Here is a 19,311-nt window from a genome sequence, read left to right as displayed (position 1 = left end):
GGCTGATCAGTCGAAATCGGCGGGATCGAAGCTGCGCAGCGTGCCGCAGAATTCGCAGGTGACGCCGATGCGGCCGTCATCGCCGATCATATCGCTGCGCTCTTGCGGCGAGAAGCTCCTCAACAGCTTGTCGATGCGCTCGTTCGAACAACGGCAGAATTCCTCGAGCGCGCGTTCGGTGAAAACCTTGACGCCCCGCTCGTGGAAAAGGCGATAGAGCAGTCGCTCGCCCGAAAGCGCCGGATCGACAAGCTCGTGGTCTTCGAGAGTGGCGGCGAGCGCCTGGCCTTCGGTCCAATGATCGCTGTCGTTCTCGGAAGACCCCTTTGCGCCCTCGGGCGCGTCGCCCGGCGGAAGATCGCGCGCGCGCGCGCCGCCAGGCGGCAGATATTGCAGCAGCAGTCCGCCGGCGCGCCAGCTGGCGCCCTGCGGCGTGACGCTTTCGGCGACGGCGAGTCTGACGAACGACGGGATCTGCTCCGATTGCCGGAAATAGATATGCGCGGCCTCGGCGAGGCTCTCCCCTTCCAGCGGCACGACGCCCTGGTAGCGCGCGGCGTCTTCCTCGCGTTCGATGGTGAGCGCCAGATGACCGCGTCCGAACAGCGCCGCCGGCGAGGCATCGCGTATTTGAGCGACGCGCTCAGCGTCGAAACGGGCGAAGCCGCGCAGCTTCCCCGGCGCATCATAGTCGACGACGAGCATATCGACGGGCCCGTCGCTGCGCGTCTGCAGCTGGAAGCGGCCATGCGATTCCAAAATCGAGCCGAGCAGCGCGGCGAGCGCCACCGCTTCGCCGAGCAGGCGGGCGACCCGCGGCGGATAAGCGTAATGGCTCAGCATGGAATCAACCGTCGGGCCGAGACGCACGACGCGGCCGCGCAGGTCGAGCGCTTCGACCGCGAAAGGCAGCACCCTGTCATCCTCGGAATGGAGCGCGACTGGCCGGCTCGGCGCCGAAGCCCCGCCTTGCGGCATTAGAACTGCCCCGGCGCGAGACACCAGCACAGCACGCCTTTTTGGGCGTGAAGGCGGTTCTCGGCTTCGTCGAAAACGACCGACTGCGGTCCGTCGATCACGTCCTCGGTGACCTCCTCGCCGCGATGCGCCGGCAGGCAATGCATGAAGAGTGCGTGCTTGGCGGCCGCGCGCATCAGTTTCGAGTCGACCTGATAGGGCGCGAGCGCCGCGCGGCGCTGGTCCTCGTCCGCGTCGCCCATCGACACCCAGCAATCCGTAATGACGGCGTCGGCGCCGGCCACCGCCTCATAGGCGTCGCGGGTCAGATTGATCTTCGCGCCATTGGCTTTCGCCCAGCTCACCAGTTCTTCCGAGGGCGCAAAGTTCGCCGGCGTCGCCACATTGATCGTGAAGCCCAGGCGGCCGGCGGCGTGCACCCAGCTCGTGAGCACATTGTTGGCGTCGCCGCTCCAGGCCACCGTGCGCCCTTCGATCGGACCGAGATGCTCCTCGAAGGTCAGCACGTCCGCCATCACCTGGCAAGGATGCGATTGTTTGGTGAGGCCATTGATGACTGGCAGATTGCCGTAGCGCGCCAGCTCCATGAGATCGGGGTGCGACAGAATGCGCACCATGATTGCGTCGAGAAACCGCGCGAGCACGCGCGCCGTGTCGGCGATCGTCTCGCCGCGGCCAAGCTGCATTTCGGCGCCGGTGAGCATGATCGTCTCGCCGCCGAGTTCGCGCATCGCGATGTCGAAGGAGACGCGCGTGCGGGTTGACGGCTTGTCGAACACCATGCCGAGATATTTGCCGGCGAGCGGTCGTTCGGTCGGCGCTACGCCTTTGACGCGGCGCGCCTTGAGCGATTTGGCGAAATTGAGAATGCGGCGCAGCTCTTCGCCGGAGTGATCGGAAAGATCGAGAAAGCTGCGCGGCCGCGTCAGCGAATGGACGGTCATCACGCGGCTCCAAGCTTTTCAGCGGGCGCGGCGAGCCGGGCGCAGGCGTCGGAAAGCCGCGCCGCCGCCGCAGCGATGTCGCTCTCGTCGATGATGAGCGGCGGCAAAAGGCGCACGACATTGTCGCCGGCGAGCACCGTCAACAGCCCTTCGGCGCGGGCGGCGGCGGCGAAGTCGCCGTTCGGAATCCGCGTTTTGACGCCGAACATCAGCCCTTCGCCGCGGATTTCTTCGATGAGCGACGGATAGCGGTCCTCGAACTCCGCCAGCCGTTGGCGCAACAGCGCGCCAAGCCGCGCGACGCGCGCCATGAAGCCCTCCGCGAGCACGACGTCGAGAACCGCGCCGCCCACGGCCGTCGCCAGCGGATTGCCGCCGAAGGTCGAGCCATGCGCGCCCAGCGTCATGCCTTTGGCCGCCTCGCGCGTCGCGAGGCACGCGCCGAGCGGAAAGCCGCCGCCCAGCCCCTTGGCGAGCGCCGCGATATCGGGCGCGACGCCGGCATGTTCGCTGGCGAGGAACTTGCCGGTGCGGCCGACGCCGCATTGGACTTCGTCGAACACCAGCAGCAGCCCGCGCGCGTCGCAAAGCGCGCGCAGCTGCGCAAGGAACGACGGCGAAAAGACGCGTAGCCCGCCTTCTCCCTGAATCGGTTCGAGCAGGACGCCCGCCGTTTCTTGCGTGATCGCCGCCTCGACAGCGTCAAAATCGCCGAAAGCGACCTGATCGAAGCCCTCGACGGGCGGCCCGAACCCTTCAAGATATTTCGCGTTGCCGCCCGCGGCGATCGTCGCGAGCGTGCGGCCATGGAAGGCGCCTTCGAACGTGATCAGCCGATAGCGTTCCGGCTGCCCATTGACCGCGTGGAATTTGCGCGCGGTCTTGATCGCGCACTCCACGGCTTCCGCGCCGGAATTGGTGAAAAAGACCAGATCGGCGAATGTGGCGTCGCAGAGCCGCTCGGCGAGCCGCTCGGCTTGCGGGATACGAAAGAGATTGGAGACATGCCACGGTTCTTCCGCCGCGCGCTTTAAGGTCTCGACGAGGTGCGGATGATTGTGGCCGAGCGACAGTACGGCGACGCCCGCGCTGAAATCGAGATAGCGGTCGCCGTTTTCCGCAATCAACCACGCGCCTTCGCCATGTTTGAATGCAAGATCGGCGCGCGGATAGGTCGGATAAAGCGCTGACGTCAAGAGCCCTGCTCCATGCTCCCCGTCGCTGGCTCCGGCCAGAGGAAGCTCGAAAAACAAAGCGCCGCCCTTTTCGGGCGGCAGTTCAGACCGGATTTTAAGCGCGCCGCCCGACGCGGTCAAATCCATGGCGCGGTTCGATATTGGCGTCAAAGCGGCTGGCGCGGCTGCGCAAGGGTGAGTCCTGCGAGCAACAGTCTCGCCGAAAGCCTGTTGAGAACGCCAGCGCGCGCTTGCCAGCGCGACTCGCGCATGATTCAAAGTAAACAGAAAGTTTCTAGTCGGCGCCCGCGTAATTCGTTTGGGCGTGTTCTCTCGAGTGTTGATGCGCAATCACATCGCCGCAGGGCTTCAGGCCTGCGCTGCGGTCGGAAGAAACATCCGATCCGCGCTCGACCCGAAAGAATGGAGAAGCCTAATGTCATGGACCGACGAACGCGTCGAACTGCTCCGCAAGCTTTGGACCGACGGTCTCAGCGCCAGCCAAGTGGCGGCTGAACTTGGACCGGGCATCACCCGCAACGCTGTGATCGGAAAGATCCATCGTCTCGGGCTCGCCGAACGCGCCAAGACGGCGAGCGCGCAGCGGCCGCGCGCGGCCAAAGCTCCTCGCCCGACGCACCCGCGCATGAACGGCGTCTCCTCGCACGGCAATCTGGCGCTCGCTTTCGCGCCGCATGCGCTGGCGGCGCCGCGGCTTGCGCCTGAAGAAGAAGTGGTGATCCCGATGTCGGAGCGCGTCACGATCATGGAGCTCCGCGAATCCATGTGCCGCTGGCCGATGGGCGATCCGACATCGCCGGAGTTCCGCTTCTGCGGCTGCAAGTCAACCGTCGGCGGCGGGCCCTATTGCGCCTATCATGCGCGCGTCGCCTATCAGCCGGCCCAGGATCGCCGCCGCGCGCGCGATCAGTTCCGGACGCAGCGCTACGCGTAATCTGCGGCGGCGGACGCGTCACTCGTGTCCGAATGTTTCGTCGAAAGAATAGCCCGCGCCGCGCACCGTGCGGATCGGATCCTTCTCGCGGCCGCGGATCAGCGCCTTGCGGAGCCGTCCGACATGGACGTCGACCGTGCGCTCGTCGATCTCCGCCGACATGCCCCAAACGCTGTCGAGCAGCTGCGCGCGCGTGAACACGCGTCCGGGCTTCTCCATAAAATATTCGAGCAGCCGGAATTCGGTCGGACCGAGGTGGATTTCGCGGGCGGATCGCCGCACGCGACGGGTGTCGCGGTCGAGATCGATATCGCCGAGAGTCAGCCGTGAGGCGACGCGCTCGGGGCGCGCCCGGCGCAGCAGCGCGCGCACCCGCGCCATCAGCTCCGGAGTCGAAAACGGCTTGACGACATAATCGTCGGCGCCAACCGAAAGACCGCGCACGCGCTCGCCTTCCTCGCCGCGCGCGGTCAGCATGATCACCGGCATGTCTCTCGCGCTGTCCCGGGCGCGCAGGCGTCGGCAGATTTCAAGTCCGGAAACGCCCGGCAGCATCCAGTCGAGAATGACGAGATCCGGCGGCGACTCCGCGAGCCGCAGCTCGGCTTCATCGCCATTGTCGACATGCTCGACCTGATAGCCTTCGGCTTCGAGATTATACACGAGCAGCGTCGCGAGCGACGTCTCGTCCTCGACGACGAGGATTCGCGGCGCCCGATCGCTTTTCCCGCTCCGCTGCAGGACGGCGGAAGTCACTTCGCTCATTGCGCCGCCTCATCCTTCCCGAAGTCGGCAACGCGCGATTTTGGCCGCTCCGTAGGCATCGCCTCGCCGGTCACCAGATAAACGACCGTCTCAGATATGTTGGTTGTATGATCGCCGATCCGCTCCAGGTTCTTTGAGCAGAACAGGAGATGCGTGCAGAAGGATATATTGCGCGGATCCTCCATCATGAAGGTGAGGAGATCGCGGAACACGGAATCCTCCAGCGCGTCGAGATCGGAATCGTTCTGCCAGACCGCGCGCGCCCGCTCGGTGTCGCGCAGGGCGTAGGCGTCCAGCGCGTCCTTAAGCTGCATCGCGGCGATTTCGTGCATCGACTTTAGACCGACGATCGCGCGGGGGACGCGGGCTTCCGACACGATCTTGAGCGTTCGCTTGGCGATGTTCTTGGCGAGATCGCCGACGCGCTCGATGTCGCCGGAAATGCGAATCGCGGCGATGCATTCGCGCAGATCGATCGCAAGCGGCTGTCGGCGCGCGATGGTGAGAATGGCGTTCTCCTCGATTTCTCGTTGCAGCGCGTCGAGCCGTGGATCGCTGGAGACGACCCGATGGGCGAGGTCGACGTCGAAGCCGGAGAGCGCGTCCATCGCCTCCGCCAGCATTTTCTCCGCGACGCCGCCCATTTCAGCGATGCGACGTCCGAGCGCCTCAAGGTCGCGGTCGTAGGATTTAACAATATGATCGCTCATGAGCGCCGTCCTTGAATCGCTGGTTTAGCCAAAACGGCCGGTGATGTAGTCAAGCGTCCGCTTTTCCTTCGGCTTGTTGAAAACGTCGTCCGTTTCGCCGAATTCGACGAGTTCGCCGAGATACATGAAGGCGGTGTAATCGGAGATGCGCACCGCCTGCTGCATATTGTGGGTGACGATGGCGATCGTGTAGCGGTGGGTGAGTTCGTCGATGAGCTCCTCGACTTTCGCGGTCGAGATCGGATCGAGCGCCGAACACGGCTCGTCGAACAGGATGACCTCCGGCTGCACCGCGACGCTGCGCGCGATGCAGAGGCGCTGCTGCTGTCCGCCTGAGAGGCCGAGACCGCTCGTTTGGAGCTTGTCTTTTACCTCGTCCCAAAGGGCCGCGCCGCGGAGCGCGCCTTCGACGCGCGCGTCCATGTCGGCGCGCGACAGCTTCTCATACAGCCGAATGCCGAACGCGATGTTCTCATAGATCGACATCGGGAAAGGCGTCGGCTTCTGGAAAATCATGCCGACGCGCGAGCGCAGGGCGTTGAGATCGATCGCCGGGTCGAGGATGTTCTCGCCGTCAAGCAGCACCTCGCCCTCTGCGCGCTGTCCCGGATAAAGATCGTACATCCGGTTCAACACGCGCAGCAGGGTCGACTTGCCACAGCCAGAAGGCCCGATAAAGGCCGTCACCTTGTTTGCGCGCAGCGGCAGGCTGATGTTCTTGAGCGAACGATCCGCGCCGTAGTAGAAATCGAGGCTACGGACCGAAACTTTCGTCGGCGGCTCTTTGAGGGCTTGGACAGCGGCGTTCATTTCGATTTCCTCCGGCCGGCGCTCAAGGCGCGCGCGGCGATCGATAGGGCAAGAACAGCGACGGTGATGAGCAGCGCGCCTGTCCAGGCGAGTTGCTGCCAGTCTTTGTAGGGCGATAGCGCGAACTGGAAGATGACGACCGGCAGACTTGCCATCGGCGCGGCAAGATCGGTGCTCCAGAACTGGTTATTGAGCGCGGTGAAAAGCAGCGGCGCGGTTTCGCCAGAGACGCGCGCCACCGCGAGCAGCACGCCGGTGATGAGGCCGGCTTTTGCGGCGCGGTAGGCGACCTTGCCGACGACATGCGCACGCGGGGCGCCAAGCGCGGTCGCGGCCTCGCGCATCGAACCCGGCACGAGCAACAGCATGTCCTCGGTGGTTCGCACGACGACAGGGACAACCAGCAGCGCCAGCGCCACGGCGCCGGAGATCGCAGAGAAGTGGCCCATCGGGTGCACCAGGATGGTGTAGACGAAGAGGCCGACGACGATCGACGGGGCGCTGAGCAGGATGTCGTTGATGAAGCGCACGACCATGGTCAGCTTCGTATGGCGTCCATATTCCGCCATGTATGTGCCGGCCAGCATGCCGAGCGGCGTGCCGACCGCGACGCCGATTGCGGTCATGACCAGCGAGCCGGCGATGGCGTTGAGCAAGCCTCCAGCGCTGCCGGGAGGCGGCGTCATTTCGCTAAAGACCGCCGGCGACAGGCCGCGGACGCCTTCATAAAGAAGCACCCCAAGGATCACAAAAAGCCAAGCCAGCCCGAAAATCGCCGCGACCCAGCAGAGCGTCGTCGCGATGGAGTTGGCGCTGCGTCGAGATGCATAAAGAGACATGAAGCGCCTCCCTTACGCCGACTTCTGTTCGATACGCATCAGCATGTAACGCGCGACCGCCAGAACGACGAAGGTGATGAAGAAGAGGATGAGGCCGAGTTCGATCAGCGCCGAGGTGTAGAGATCGCCGACCGCCTCGGTGAACTCATTGGCGATCGTCGCCGAAATCGTGGTGCCGGGCGCGAGCAGCGACCCGGAAATCTTGTGCGCGTTGCCGATGACGAAAGTGACCGCCATCGTCTCGCCCAGCGCTCGTCCCAGTCCAAGCATGACGCCGCCAATCACGCCGACGCGCGTGTAAGGGATGACGACATAGCGCGTCACTTCCCATGTCGTGGCGCCGATGCCCCAAGCGGCTTCTTTCAGCACCAGCGGCACCGTTTCGAAGACGTCGCGCGAGATCGAGGCGATGAAAGGCAGCACCATGATGGCGAGAATGAAGCCCGCGGTTAGCATGCCAATGCCGTAAGGCGGGCCGGCGAAAAGCGTCGAGAATACCGGGATATCGCCAAAGGCGGCGATCAGCGCAGGCTGGACATGCGACTGGAGAAACGGCGCCAGAACGAAGAGGCCCCAAATGCCGTAGATGATCGACGGAATCCCGGCCAGCAGCTCGATCGCGGTGCCGATCGGCCGACGCAGAACATAGGGGCAAAGCTCGGTGAGGAAAATCGCAATGCCGAGGCCGACAGGCACGGCGATCAGCATGGCGATGATCGAGGTCATCACCGTGCCGTAGATCGCCGGCAACGCGCCGAAGTTCTCGGTGACCGGATTCCACGACTGCGAGAAGAGAAAGCCGAAGCCGAACGCCTTCATCGCCGGCCATGAGCCGTAAACGAGCGAGACGATGACGCCGCCCAGAATGACCAGCACGATCACGGCCGCAGCACGCGTGACCTGGCGAAATAGGCGGTCGACGAGCGCCAGCCGACTGAGAACGCGCGTTCGATCGGCAGCGACTGAGAGCGGCGCCGCCTGCTGCAAGACTACTTCCGACATGTCTGAACCCGCCTCCCCGCCGGCTCCGTTCGCGCTTCGCGGGCTCGGCTCGATCGAGAACATTCGCTCATCTCCCGGCGCCGTTCCTTGCGAATGGCGCCAATCACAACCGACGGCCGCACTGAACGACCGTCGGTTCAACCAAAAGGTCAGTTCGGCCGGGTCGCAAGCGACAGCGGCTTGCCGTCCGGTCCCTTGACGCTCGTCCAAGTCTTCTTGATGAGCTCGACGACCGGTTTCGGCATCGGAATATAGTCGAGTTCTTCAGCCATCTTCCCGCCGCTGGCGAATGCCCAGGAGAAGAATTTCAAGGCCTCGGCCGCGGCGGCTTCGTCCTTGGACTCCTTGGGGAGAAGGATAAAGGTCGCTGCGGTGATCGGCCAGGACTTCGCGCCAGGCTCATTCGTCAGGATCTCATAGAATCCCTCGGCATGGGCCCAATCCGCGCCAGCGGCGGCCGCCTGGAACGTCTCCATGCTCGGCGCGACGGTCTTGCCGTCCTTGTTGATCATTTTCGTGTGAGTCAACTTGTTCTGCTTGGCGTAGGCGTATTCGACGTAGCCGATCGATCCCTTGGTGTTGGCGACGTTGTTCGCGACGCCTTCATTCCCTTTGGCGCCGATTCCCACGGGCCATTCGACCGAAGTGTTCGCGCCGACTTTCGACGCCCAGTCGGGCGAGACCTTCGAGAGGTAATTGGTGAAGTTGAAGGTCGTTCCAGATCCGTCGGAGCGATGCACGACAACGATCGGCGCCGAAGGAAGCTTCGCCTTCGGATTGAGCTTCTTGATCGCCGGATCGTCCCATTTGGTGATCTCGCCGAGGAAGATTTTGGCCACGGTCTCGCCATTGAGCGTGAGGTCGCCGCCAGCCATGCCAGCGTGGTTGACCACGGGCACGATGCCGCCGATCACCTGCGGCCATTGGATCAGACCCGCCGCCTCGAGCTCCTCGGGTTTCAGCGGCTGGTCGCTGGCGCCGAACGTGACCGTTCGCGCCTTGATCTGCTTGATGCCGCCGCCCGAGCCGATCGACTGATAATTGAGTCCGCTGCCGGTCTCTTTCTTATAGGCCTCAGCCCATTTGGCGTAGATCGGATAGGGGAAGGTCGCGCCGGCGCCGGAAATGTCTATGGCGGCAGCCCCGCCGCACATGACGGCGAGCGCCAACGCCGCGCCAGCGCCGCGCCTGAAAATCGTCGAGATCATTTGAGGGTCTCTTTTGTTCGAGAACGGACTTGCGATGCGCCCCGCGTCATCGCGCCGCGGAAACTACTCGTCCGACAACAGCTTTTTGTGACAAAAAGATTACAGTATGATGACAGTGAATATGCTTGTATTTTAAATACTTACCTATTCTAGGCTGAATCGCTCGCCGGCAGAATGACGCGAAACAGCGTTCCCTCGCCAAGCGCGGACTCGATCCCGAGCCGGCCGCGGTGGCGCAGCACGATGTGTTTGACGATGGCGAGGCCCAATCCAGTGCCGCCTTTGGCGCGGCTCTTGCCGGCGTCGACCCGGTAGAAACGCTCCGTTAGACGCGGAATATGCTCCGGCGCGACGCCGGGACCATAGTCGCGCACCGAGAGAATGACGAGCGCCCCCTTGCGGGATAGCGAGATGTCGATGGGCTTGCAGCCGCCGTCGTCTCCGCACCCGTATTTCAGGGCGTTCTCGACGAGATTCTCGATGACCCGGGCAAGCTCGTCCCGATCTCCAGGCGCGACGACATTCGGCTGCAGATCGAGATTGATGGCGACGCCCCTGTCTTCGGCCATCTGTGACAGCGTGTCGACGATATGCGCGACGAGCAGCGTGAGATCGACGGGCGTGGCGGGCCGCAGATGCATGTGCTGCTCGATGCGCGACAGCGACAGCAGATCATCGACGAGGCGCGCCATCCGCTGCGCCTGCTCGCGCATGATGCCGAGGAATTTGTTGCGGGTGACGGCGTCCTCACGCGCCGGACCTTGCAAGGTTTCGACAAAACCCAGCAGCGAGGCGAGCGGCGTGCGCAGCTCGTGGCTGGCGTTGGCGACGAAGTCGACGCGCATGCGCTCGACGCGCCGGGATTCGGTCAGATCGCGCAGGCTCACGACGGCGGCCGGCTCGAACCCTTCGATCTGCATCGGCGCGACATGCGCTTCAAACCAGCATTCCACCGGCAGACGTTCGACCCAGACGGTTTTCTCCGTCTCGCCTCCGGCGAGCACGCGCGCCACGGCGTCGAGCATGTCGGGCGAGCGAAGGCTGCGGGAGAGCGGTTCGCCCTGCCGAATGGCCGGCGAGAGCGCCTGCGCCGCGGCATTGACGGCGGCGACATGGGTTTCGGAGTCGATAACGAAGATCGGCTCCGGGAGGGCGTTGATGACGGGCGCCAGGAGATCTATCGCCTGGTCGCGCCATTTGAGCCGCTGGGTCGACAGTGTCGTGGCGACTGGTCCGGCGCCGTTCAATTCGAGCGCTCCTCCACAATGCGCGCGATCGCATCCCGCAACGTCGCCCAGCGGCGCGCGCCCTCATCGGCGCCGAGAAGCGCAAGCGCGACAACGAATGGAATAAAATAATAGATCATGCGAAACAGAAGCAGCGACGCCAGAATGCTTTCATGCGACGTCGCCGGGATGGCGTGCAACATAGTCGCCTCAAAGACGCCGATGCCGCCCGGCGCATGGCTGATCACGCCGAGGATGCAGGCGACGACATAGACCGCGACGAATGGCACAAAGTCCAGCGGGACGCCCTCGGGAAGCAGCACATAGAGCGCGCCTGAGGCGCAGCACAGGTCGGCGACCCCAAGCGCAAACTGCGCAACAGTCGGGATAAAACCCGGCAACTCCAGAGCGTGGCCGCGAAGTCGAATCGTCCGGCGATCAATCGTCACCCAGGCAAAATAAAAGAGCACGCCCGCAAGTATGAGAACGCCAGGAATGATGTGAAGGAAGGCCGGCAAGCCGTCGAGCGCTTCGAGCGCTTCCGCGCCATAGATAAAGCCTATCCCCATCACAAGCGTCATCCCGAGCCAGAACGTGACGCCGGCGAAAACCGTTATGTTGGCGACTTGCAGCGCGCTCAACGCGACGCGAGAGTAGATCCAGTAGCGCACGGCCGCGCTGGTTATGATGGGAAATCCAAGGTTGAAGGAAATGGCGTAGCTTGCGAAGGACGCGAGCGCAGCGACCCTGTAGGGCGCGCGCGTTCTCATATGATGGAGGGCGACGACGTCATAACCTGTCAGGAACAGATAGGAGAGCGCGGAGAGGGCCAAGGACGCGAGAATCTGCGCGCCGCTCGTCGCGCGAAAAGCATTCAGCAGATCGGCGTAGCTGAGACTTGAGAGCGTTCGGCCCAGAATATAAGCAGCGAGCGCAAAGACGGCGAGACTGGCCGCTACGCCCAGCGCGCTCAGCGCGCCTCTCGGCAGCCGTTCACGCAGCGACTGGAAAAATCTGCCGCTTGCTTGTGGCCTCGCGACGGGCAACCCCGGCGTTGTGGCTTCGAACACGTCGTTATCGCGCGGGGTCACGCCACCCTCGCGCCCAACGCCCGGATCTCGGAGCCTTCAATGCACAACCCTCGTACTCGTCATATCTCTTGAAGCTTGCCTTTGTCTTCTTGCAAGCGTCATCCGGTTCAATCCCTCGATCATGTCATGGCGATGACTGGCATTGCGATGACCAGCATGGCGATGACTAGCACGATCCCAGTCGCTCGCGCCTCTCAAAAGGTTGGGCTCTGCGATGCGACGTCAAGTCTGCGCCTGTAAGCGCCATGTTCGCCCAGAACGTCGAGAGAATGAACTGGTCCCTGCTCACCTCGTAAAGCGTCTGCTTGGCAATGCCGGCCCTGTCGTCGTGCTCTTGAGCATTGCAAAATTGAGCACATGCTCCCCGAGCATTGAGCGCATGAAGGACACCATCTGGTTCCGCGGACCGTCGCCTGGCTCATAGCGAGTGACAAGATACCGCATCCAGTCGTACCCCATATTGCCGCCGGCCTTGGCGACGCTGACCTGCCCCTGAAAAGTTCCTCCAGCTTCGATTAGAGTCCGACCCATTGCAGGGACGGACGATTGGCGTCGGGACGTCGCGACCGTCCATCATCACAGATTCGGGCAGGTCGGCTTCGCGCCGTGTGTTGAGAAAGAGGTTTGAAAACGGTTCCAGGGCGGATTCAAAGGGCGGTGAGCGCTCTTGCTTCGTTCCAAAAAACTGCGCCTTCCACAACGCCAGAGGCGAGAACGCCTCAGCCTTGACTCAACAATGAACTCAATTGTCAGCCGCAGCGATATTTTGCATATTTGCAGTTGGCCAATTCAATCCCTATCGACTGCCAAGGCATCGGAAAGGCAAACTTCCGCCGTAGTTTAGATGCACGGTAGCCGCTGAATTTACCTCCACGAAGGCTGAGCTAACGCTAAGTGGGGGTTTTGACGCGTTTGGGCATGGAACCAACAATGAGTTTTTCGATTTTTTCATCAAGGAGAGAGCGAGAAACGGGCGGCCCGCGCGATGAACTTCGAGCGGGCCCGCGCGGCGACTGCGGGAATTACGGAGGATGGGGGCTCATCCTTTCAGGCCTCATGTCCCTCGCGCTTTTAAGCGCCTGTGCGGACACAGCGGGCGATCCGGCGGGCTTTTCAAGGCCCGCGAACCACGACCAGGCGGAAATTACGCGGACCGCCACCAAATATGTGGCGAACTCGACTCCGGGCGCGTCCGGCTATCTGGTCGGACCGCAGGACGTTTTGGATGTCGCAGTGTTCCAGGCGCCGGACCTCTCCAAGACATTGCAGGTTGCTGAAGACGGCACGCTCAATTTGCCTCTGGCGGGTCAGATGACCGCCGCCGGCAAAAGCCCCTCGCAGCTCGAGCGCGAGATCGCCGCGCGTCTCAACACCCGCTACATGAAGTCAGCGCAAGTCACTGTCTTCGTCAAGGAATATAACAGCCAGCGCGTCACTGTCGAAGGCGCCGTGAAAACCCCCGGCGTTTTTTCATTACGCGGGCATGAAACGCTTATGCAGGTGCTCGCAAAAGCAGGCGGTCTAGATCGGACGGTTTCGTCGAGCAACGCCGTGATCTTTCGCACGGTCGGCGAGGCCCCGACTGTGATACGCTATGATCTTGACACTATTCGCGATGGAAGCCCGGATCCTAGCGTCTTGGCGGGCGACGTCATTGTCGTCGACGATTCCGCCGCAAAACAAGGGCTGCAGACGATCCTACGGCTCGTCCCGCTTACGACCCCCATGACCTTACTATTTTGACGCCTGAGAGAAGGTGCCGAAAGCCAGTAGAAGAAGCATGACAGACGATCACGAAGATCAATTTTTGCCGGTGGACGAACCTGCGAGCCAGTCGGTGGCGGAGCGTCGATCCTACCCTATAAATCCGATTGATCCGTCTCGCGAAAGTAGCGGCTACTATTACGACGCATCGCCAGTCGAAGCAGGTATTGATTTACGTAATTATCTTCGGATTCTTATCAAGCACAAGCTGCTCATTGCCGCGGTGACGGGCGTGTTTTTCGTGCTCGGGCTATTGCAGGTGTTGCTTGCGACGCGGCTCTACACAGCGACAATTCGGCTGCAAATTGATCGTAGCGTCGCCAAAATCATTGAAAGCGGCAATGTGATGCCGGCAGAGGGCAGCGATGGCGAATTCTACAAAACGCAATATGAGTTGCTGCTCAGCCGCAGCCTTGCGGAGCGCGTGGCGGTCCTCAGCCATTATTCGCGAGATTTAAAAAGCAAAAGCAGTTCGACGGACACCCGAGCTGAGGACGCTTCAGAGCCTTCGCCCGCCGAGCACCTACAGCTCGAACGCCAAGCTGTGGGGGCGATCATGGGTCGCCGCGAGGTAAAGCCCGTGCCGGGCTCACGGTTGGTGGACATCAGCTTCACCGACACCGACCCGATGCGAGCGCAGAGAGTTGCCAACGCCTTTGGCGAAGGCTTCATCGCGGCGAGTCTCGACAAACGGTTTCAGGCTAATGCATCGGCGAAACTATTCCTCGAAGATCAGTTGCAGCAGCTCAAGCGTCGTCTGGAAGAGGCTGAGAAGACGCAGCTTTCTTTCGCAGAAAAAGAGCGGATCGTCGTTACGACGGATAAGGCGTCGATCGCTGAGAACAATCTCGCCGCTGCGAATTCGGCCCTTGGCGGCATCGTGGCGGAGCGGATCAAAAATGAACAACAATGGCGCCAGGTGGAAAGCGCGCCAGGTTTCGATCTTCCCCAAATATTGACCAATAAGGGCATTGAAGAGCTTCGCGCGCGCCGCAACGGGTTGTCGACGGAACTGCAAGAAAAATCTGACATGTTCCGTTCAGACTACCCGGACATGGTGAAGCTGCGGAACCGTCTGAAAGAGATTGATCGCCAACTCGGCTTCGAGATTAAAACGATCAAAAATTCGCTCAAATCAGCATATGAAGCGTCGCTTAATCAAGAAAACGAAATGAAGCGAAGAGTCGAGGAGCTACGCAATGAGACGCTCAGTCTACAAAAACGCAGCATTCAGTATAATCAGTTAAGACGCGAAGTCGACACAACGCGCGCGCTTTACGAAAATCTACTTCAGCGCTACAAGGAAGTCGATGTGGCCAGCGGCGCGGGGTCAAACAATGTATTCATTGTGGACGCGGCAGAACTGCCGGGAGGTCCAAGTGCTCCTAATAAAACCAAATCATTGACGCTGGCATTGGCGCTCGGGCTGATGTGTGGCGTAGGCGCTGCTTTTGCGCGCGAACATTTCGACGACAAAATCTATTCAATGGTGGAGGCGGAGCAGGCGACTGGATTGCCGATCCTTGGCGTGATTCCTTTGGTTAAGAACCCTGAGCAACTTGCGGCGCAATTCGCCGATCGGCGGTCCGCCATCGCCGAAGCCTATCGCTCGACATGCACAGCGCTCCAGTTTTCGACTGAAGCCGGTCTGCCAAAATCGTTACTGATCACAAGCGCGGCGCCTTCGGAAGGCAAGTCGAGCACGGCCCAGGGCATCGCGCGGCAGTTTGCCGCAACTGGCCTCAAGGTGTTGCTGATCGACGCCGACCTTCGCCGCCCCTCTCTGCACAAGACACTCGGCCTCGATAACGGCATCGGTCTGTCGAATTATCTCACGCGCAACTGCGAAATGCGCGACGCTATTCGGCACGATGAAAGTAAAATAGTTGAAGGTTCAAAATTTTATTACCTTACTGCCGGCCCTATCCCGCCAAATCCAGTGGAACTGCTCAATGGGCCTCGCTTCGCCTCGCTTCTGACGGCCTGCGGACAAGCTTTTGACCTTATCGTCATCGACGGCCCACCGGTTGCGGGGATGGCGGATACGCTTGTTCTCTCCAACATAGCGAGCGCGACGTTATTCGTAGTCGCAGGGGGACAGGCCCGCATCAGCGGGGTGCGCACCGCTCTAAAGCGATTGGCGCAGGCTCGATCGCGGCCAGTTGGCGTAATCTTGACCAAGTTCGACGCCAGAACCGCGAGCTATGGCTATGGCGGCTATGGCTATGGCTATGGCTATGAGTATGACTATGGAAAAGACGCCGGTGATGAACATGGCGCCGATAAAAAATCGCCTATCCAGAGCGGAGACCCGCCACGTGAGACATTGCAGAAATTGAGCGATGACGCTGCCGCCGGTTGATCAAAACGTCGCCGCATTGCGAGCGGCCGTGTATTTGTCCGCGATACCGTCAAGTTTCGCGCAATTGCGCGAGATCCCTCTTCCCGACGGGGTTGGTTTGCTGCTTCACCTTGTCGCCAGGGATGACGAGGCTCAACAATTCTGCGCCGCGCAGACGGAAAAATCTCCTTCAGAACTGCGGGAAGTGGCAGCGTTCTATCTCGAACAGATCATCCTGGCGCCGGAAGCCGACAGCTATCGCGTATTGGGCGCAACAAGAGATACACCAGTCGCGGAGCTACGACGAAATCTCTCGCTACTTTGCCGCTGGTTGCATCCTGACGTTTGTGAAGACCTGACGCGCTCGCTGTTGTTCCCTCGTGTCACGCAAGCGTGGAATGATCTCAAGACGCCAGAACGGCGCGCCGCCTATGACGCTGCTCTGGCTCGTAGCGCTGCGCGTAAAAACGGCGCGCCGATTGAGAAAGGCAACGGCGCAAAACGCAGCAGCGAAAACAGGACAAACCAGGACGCCGATTCTAGTAAAAAAGGCCAAAGGAAGCGGATGACCAATCTTCGACAGAATCGCCCCAAGGGATTGTGGCGGTTCCTTATTTTTGGGCGCAGCTGGCGCACGCGCTGACTGCGATCGGAGGAGCTGGATGGCGCTTTCTTTCAAGCCACGCCTCAGAGGGGAACTCTTGAAACGGAAAGCTTCCAGCCCGCTGCGCCTGGCGATATTCTGCGTCGGCGGCTTGGCCTTGGGCTGGCTCGTGATTTCTCACAGTCTCGTCGCATATCTTTCAACCCATTCGCCGCCGGAACTGACCCTAAGCATCCGCCCCGATCATTCGCAGGCGCTATTGCTCCTCGCCGCAAATGAGCTTGAACGAAGGACGCCTAAACAGCCCCAACTCTCGAAAACTCATCTGACCGAATTAAAAGAAAAGACCGAAAGAGGTCTTATAGCCGATCCTCTTTCGGCGCGCGCCCATCGGCTCTTGGGGCAGATCGCGGAATTAGAAGGATCTGTCGCGACGGCAGAAACATTCATGCAGGCGGCCGCACGGCGTTCGCTCGAGGAAAGCTTCGCGATCGACTGGATGATGCGCAAAAGCGTCGAGAGAAAGAATCATGAATCAGCGGCTTATTACGCAGATATATTGATGCGATCGAACCCAAGAACGATCGTCTCCACGACGCCGTTTCTGGCGCGGATGGCAGAGGACTCGGACGCCCGGCCTATTCTCGCAAAACTTCTCGCGACAAATCCGAACTGGCGCCGCGCCTTTTTTAGTCTGCTTGGCCTCTCGGTCTCAGACGCGCGCACGCCATATAACTTATTCATGAGCCTCCAGGAAACAGCCGCGCCTCCAACAAAGGACGAGCTGAACGCCTATGAAGCCTTTCTCTTCAACCATGGATTTTATGATCTTGCCTATTATGCCTGGCTGCAATTTTTACCGCCGGAACGGCTTCAATCCGCTGGCTTTTTGTTCAACGGCGATTTCGCGAAGAAGCCGATAGGCTCCCGCTTCGATTGGCAGGCCCCTCCCGGCGCCAATGTGTTCGTTGATTTTGCGTCGCGGCCTGATAACGCCGCCAATCGCGCGCTCGTCATAAATTTTGGGCCAGGACGCGTCGAATTTCAAGGGGTTTCCCAAACGACTATGCTAGCCGCTGGCGCATATACATTTAACGGCTCGTACATGGGCGGTATCCGGGGCCCGAGAGGCGTGCAATGGACCGCAAGATGTATCGGAGGAGCGCCACTTGGCCAGAGCCAAATGATACTCGGATCGCATCAGGAGTGGCGCACCTTTGAATTTCCCGTGGTCATTCCCGCGAAGGACTGCCCCGCTCAGATGTTCGAACTCAAGCTCGCCGCAAGATCGTCTTCCGAAAAACTTGTTTCTGGCGTGCTTTGGTTCGACGACGTGTCGATTTCGCGGACGGAAAGCGCCTCAAACTAAAAATCTTCATGGACCCGTCCATAAACATCGTCATAGCCAACCGGAGAGACCCTGTCCCGTCTCCCGACCACGGCGTACCGCGTCGTCGGCCACGCGATCAGTCACTCGATCGACGCAAGGCTGACGATCGCCGCCCCGAAGGCCGCAATTGAACGACGAAAACCGCCGCCAGGCGGCGTCCCCCACTCGGATCGCGACTCGCAATACGCCTCCGAGCGCTACCGGGAAACGCTCGCGACCATCTGCCGTGCGTCGAGCGCGTGATCGAACCCGCGCGCCTGACCTGACCTACGGCTGCGGCGCGCGCGCGTCGCGGCGCTCTACGTGATCGAGGTGGACATTCGAGGCAACGACGCGTCGGTCCAGCCTAACTAAGGTCGGCGGCAAAGGAGGGCTAATGCTTTACTTTTTGCGATCTGGTGGTCAGATTTAGGAGAGGGCGCAGCATGCACATTCATCAAGTCCGGCCTGCCGACCGTGCAAGGATATCGCTTATGCAAGGCCAAGAAGTCATACGTCGGATGTTTCTAGCTCGCAGAAACGCAACCATGCTGAACGAAGAGACGAAGGTTAGGCTTTGGGAGCTCGCGGCCGCTTCCCCGCTTATTTTGTGGTTTACGTTGGGTATCATAGGCTCCGCCGTAAAGTTGTGGGAAGTTGATGACGAAGCGCCGCCAGTCCTGGGAATGTGCACGCGTATCGCGACAATCGCGCTCCTGGCCCTCGTCATCCGGTTTCTGTTTGTCAGACACCCCGTCGTCAAAAAGGTTAAGGGCGTCTCGCCGCGTTTGACGGCCGTCGCCGCTCTGGGCCTGCCGTCCTTGCTGGCCTTGTTGCCGCGGTCCGATTTGTCTCCGCTGACGGCCGGACTTTCATCGGGACTCGCCCTGCTGGGCTTGATCGCATCAATTGTTACCATCCAATTTCTGGGGCGTTCCTTTAGCGTAACGCCACAGGCGCGGAAGGTGGTGACAGAAGGACCCTATCGTATCGTCCGACACCCGCTTTATCTCGCGGAGCTCGTCGTCACCATTGGCGTCATGTGGAGGTTCGAGCAGCCTTGGCCGCTCATCATATTGGCAGTGACGATCGGAGTGCAGCTCTTGCGTATGCGCTTCGAGGAAAGGATTCTCTTAGAGACGTTTCCCGGCTATCGCGAATATGCAGAGCGGACAGCGCGGCTGGTGCCAGGCTTCTACTGAGAATTTTGACGTCTCGGCTCATGCGCCATCCGTTGGCAGCGGCTGATCCATACATTCACAATCTGCCGCTAGAAATTCCTGAAGTAGGCTCGATCTGGTCGCCTCCTGTGTTGCACGGGCGCAACAGTTGGAATTTAATTGATCTCCCCGCGCCAGATTTGCAAAAATGAAAGGAAATTCGGTACATACTGGGTGATCGACGCCTTTACTTCGACAAACATCTCAGGCATTCAACAGGCGTCATAAGGGTACTAGGGTCCAGACTCATAACCAATAGCTGATTGTCGCGGCGATGCAGACGGCTGCGAGAAAGTTAGTCGCGCTTCGA

The 19,311-nt window shown here is 61.0% G+C and carries 17 protein-coding genes and 1 pseudogene; 6 read left to right on the top strand and 12 right to left on the bottom strand.

All coding sequences use genetic code 11. The features are described 5' to 3' along the window. Positions 1–6: 6 nt before the first annotated feature. From HUN39_RS17260 to HUN39_RS17250, 3 genes are read right to left on the bottom strand one after another with little or no spacing between them, the layout of a single operon-like run. Positions 7–978, bottom strand: a complete 972-nt coding sequence (locus HUN39_RS17260) for an Hsp33 family molecular chaperone (protein ID WP_175095684.1) — start codon at positions 976–978, stop codon at positions 7–9. Then, positions 978–1,922 carry an ornithine carbamoyltransferase gene (gene argF / locus HUN39_RS17255; protein ID WP_175095683.1) on the bottom strand — a complete coding sequence of 315 codons (945 nt, stop codon included), beginning with the start codon at positions 1,920–1,922 and terminating at the stop codon, positions 978–980. The genes HUN39_RS17260 and argF overlap by 1 nt, the downstream gene beginning before the upstream one ends. After that, complete coding sequence (locus tag HUN39_RS17250) at positions 1,922–3,118, bottom strand: aspartate aminotransferase family protein (RefSeq protein WP_175095682.1); 1,197 nt, start codon at positions 3,116–3,118, stop codon at positions 1,922–1,924. Before HUN39_RS17250 ends, argF begins: the two co-directional genes overlap by 1 nt. A gap of 415 nt (positions 3,119–3,533) precedes the next feature. Here HUN39_RS17250 and HUN39_RS17245 point away from each other — a divergent pair, with 415 nt between their 5' ends. After that, on the top strand, positions 3,534–4,052 hold the full coding sequence (locus HUN39_RS17245) for a GcrA family cell cycle regulator (protein WP_175095681.1): 519 nt from the start codon (positions 3,534–3,536) through the stop codon (positions 4,050–4,052). An 18-nt stretch (positions 4,053–4,070) separates the two neighbouring features. Here the strand turns inward: HUN39_RS17245 and phoB are convergent, their stop codons facing one another. From phoB to HUN39_RS19350, 9 genes and pseudogenes are all read right to left on the bottom strand, one after another. After that, positions 4,071–4,817 (bottom strand): phosphate regulon transcriptional regulator PhoB, encoded by a 747-nt coding sequence (gene phoB / locus HUN39_RS17240; RefSeq protein ID WP_175095680.1) that lies wholly within the window; start codon positions 4,815–4,817, stop codon positions 4,071–4,073. Then, on the bottom strand, positions 4,814–5,527 hold the full coding sequence (gene phoU, locus HUN39_RS17235; protein WP_175095679.1) for a phosphate signaling complex protein PhoU: 714 nt from the start codon (positions 5,525–5,527) through the stop codon (positions 4,814–4,816). Before phoU ends, phoB begins: the two co-directional genes overlap by 4 nt. A gap of 24 nt (positions 5,528–5,551) precedes the next feature. Then, complete coding sequence (pstB, locus tag HUN39_RS17230; RefSeq protein ID WP_175095678.1) at positions 5,552–6,337, bottom strand: phosphate ABC transporter ATP-binding protein PstB; 786 nt, start codon at positions 6,335–6,337, stop codon at positions 5,552–5,554. Beyond that, the gene (gene pstA, locus HUN39_RS17225) at positions 6,334–7,176 is read right to left on the bottom strand and encodes a phosphate ABC transporter permease PstA (protein ID WP_175095677.1); all 843 of its coding nucleotides are present in this window, start codon (positions 7,174–7,176) and stop codon (positions 6,334–6,336) included. The genes pstB and pstA overlap by 4 nt, the downstream gene beginning before the upstream one ends. A gap of 12 nt (positions 7,177–7,188) precedes the next feature. Further along, a complete protein-coding gene (gene pstC, locus HUN39_RS17220; RefSeq protein ID WP_175095676.1) occupies positions 7,189–8,178 on the bottom strand; it encodes a phosphate ABC transporter permease subunit PstC in 990 nt (329 codons plus the stop codon). 149 nt (positions 8,179–8,327) lie between these two features. Further along, on the bottom strand, positions 8,328–9,386 hold the full coding sequence (pstS, locus tag HUN39_RS17215; RefSeq protein ID WP_175095675.1) for a phosphate ABC transporter substrate-binding protein PstS: 1,059 nt from the start codon (positions 9,384–9,386) through the stop codon (positions 8,328–8,330). Positions 9,387–9,535: 149 nt separating this feature from the next. Next, a complete protein-coding gene (locus HUN39_RS17210; RefSeq protein ID WP_175095674.1) occupies positions 9,536–10,633 on the bottom strand; it encodes an ATP-binding protein in 1,098 nt (365 codons plus the stop codon). After that, entirely contained in the window at positions 10,630–11,703 is a 1,074-nt protein-coding gene (locus HUN39_RS17205) for a lysylphosphatidylglycerol synthase domain-containing protein (RefSeq protein WP_175095673.1), read from the bottom strand. Before HUN39_RS17205 ends, HUN39_RS17210 begins: the two co-directional genes overlap by 4 nt. A 256-nt stretch (positions 11,704–11,959) precedes the next feature. Next, positions 11,960–12,183 (bottom strand): annotated as a pseudogene (locus HUN39_RS19350) (plasmid partitioning protein RepA); the annotation flags it as partial. A 576-nt stretch (positions 12,184–12,759) separates the two neighbouring features. Here HUN39_RS19350 and HUN39_RS17200 point away from each other — a divergent pair. From HUN39_RS17200 to HUN39_RS17180, 5 genes are all read left to right on the top strand, one after another. Then, positions 12,760–13,446, top strand: coding sequence for a polysaccharide biosynthesis/export family protein (locus HUN39_RS17200; RefSeq protein WP_175095672.1), 687 nt, complete (start codon positions 12,760–12,762; stop codon positions 13,444–13,446). A 37-nt stretch (positions 13,447–13,483) separates the two neighbouring features. Further along, on the top strand, positions 13,484–15,829 hold the full coding sequence (locus tag HUN39_RS17195) for a GumC family protein (RefSeq protein WP_175095671.1): 2,346 nt from the start codon (positions 13,484–13,486) through the stop codon (positions 15,827–15,829). Beyond that, a complete protein-coding gene (locus HUN39_RS17190) occupies positions 15,810–16,451 on the top strand; it encodes a J domain-containing protein (protein ID WP_175095670.1) in 642 nt (213 codons plus the stop codon). Before HUN39_RS17195 ends, HUN39_RS17190 begins: the two co-directional genes overlap by 20 nt. 19 nt (positions 16,452–16,470) lie before the next feature. Next, positions 16,471–17,781 (top strand): tetratricopeptide repeat protein, encoded by a 1,311-nt coding sequence (locus tag HUN39_RS17185; protein ID WP_175095669.1) that lies wholly within the window; start codon positions 16,471–16,473, stop codon positions 17,779–17,781. Positions 17,782–18,467: 686 nt separating this feature from the next. Further along, positions 18,468–18,983 carry a methyltransferase family protein gene (locus HUN39_RS17180; RefSeq protein WP_210267037.1) on the top strand — a complete coding sequence of 172 codons (516 nt, stop codon included), beginning with the start codon at positions 18,468–18,470 and terminating at the stop codon, positions 18,981–18,983. Positions 18,984–19,311: the final 328 nt, after the last annotated feature.

The organism is Methylocystis silviterrae, assembly GCF_013350005.1.
In the GTDB taxonomy this organism is placed as follows: domain Bacteria; phylum Pseudomonadota; class Alphaproteobacteria; order Rhizobiales; family Beijerinckiaceae; genus Methylocystis; species Methylocystis silviterrae.
The sequence above is the reverse complement of the archived record's forward strand: the minus strand, read 5'-3'. Positions and strand labels throughout refer to the sequence as shown.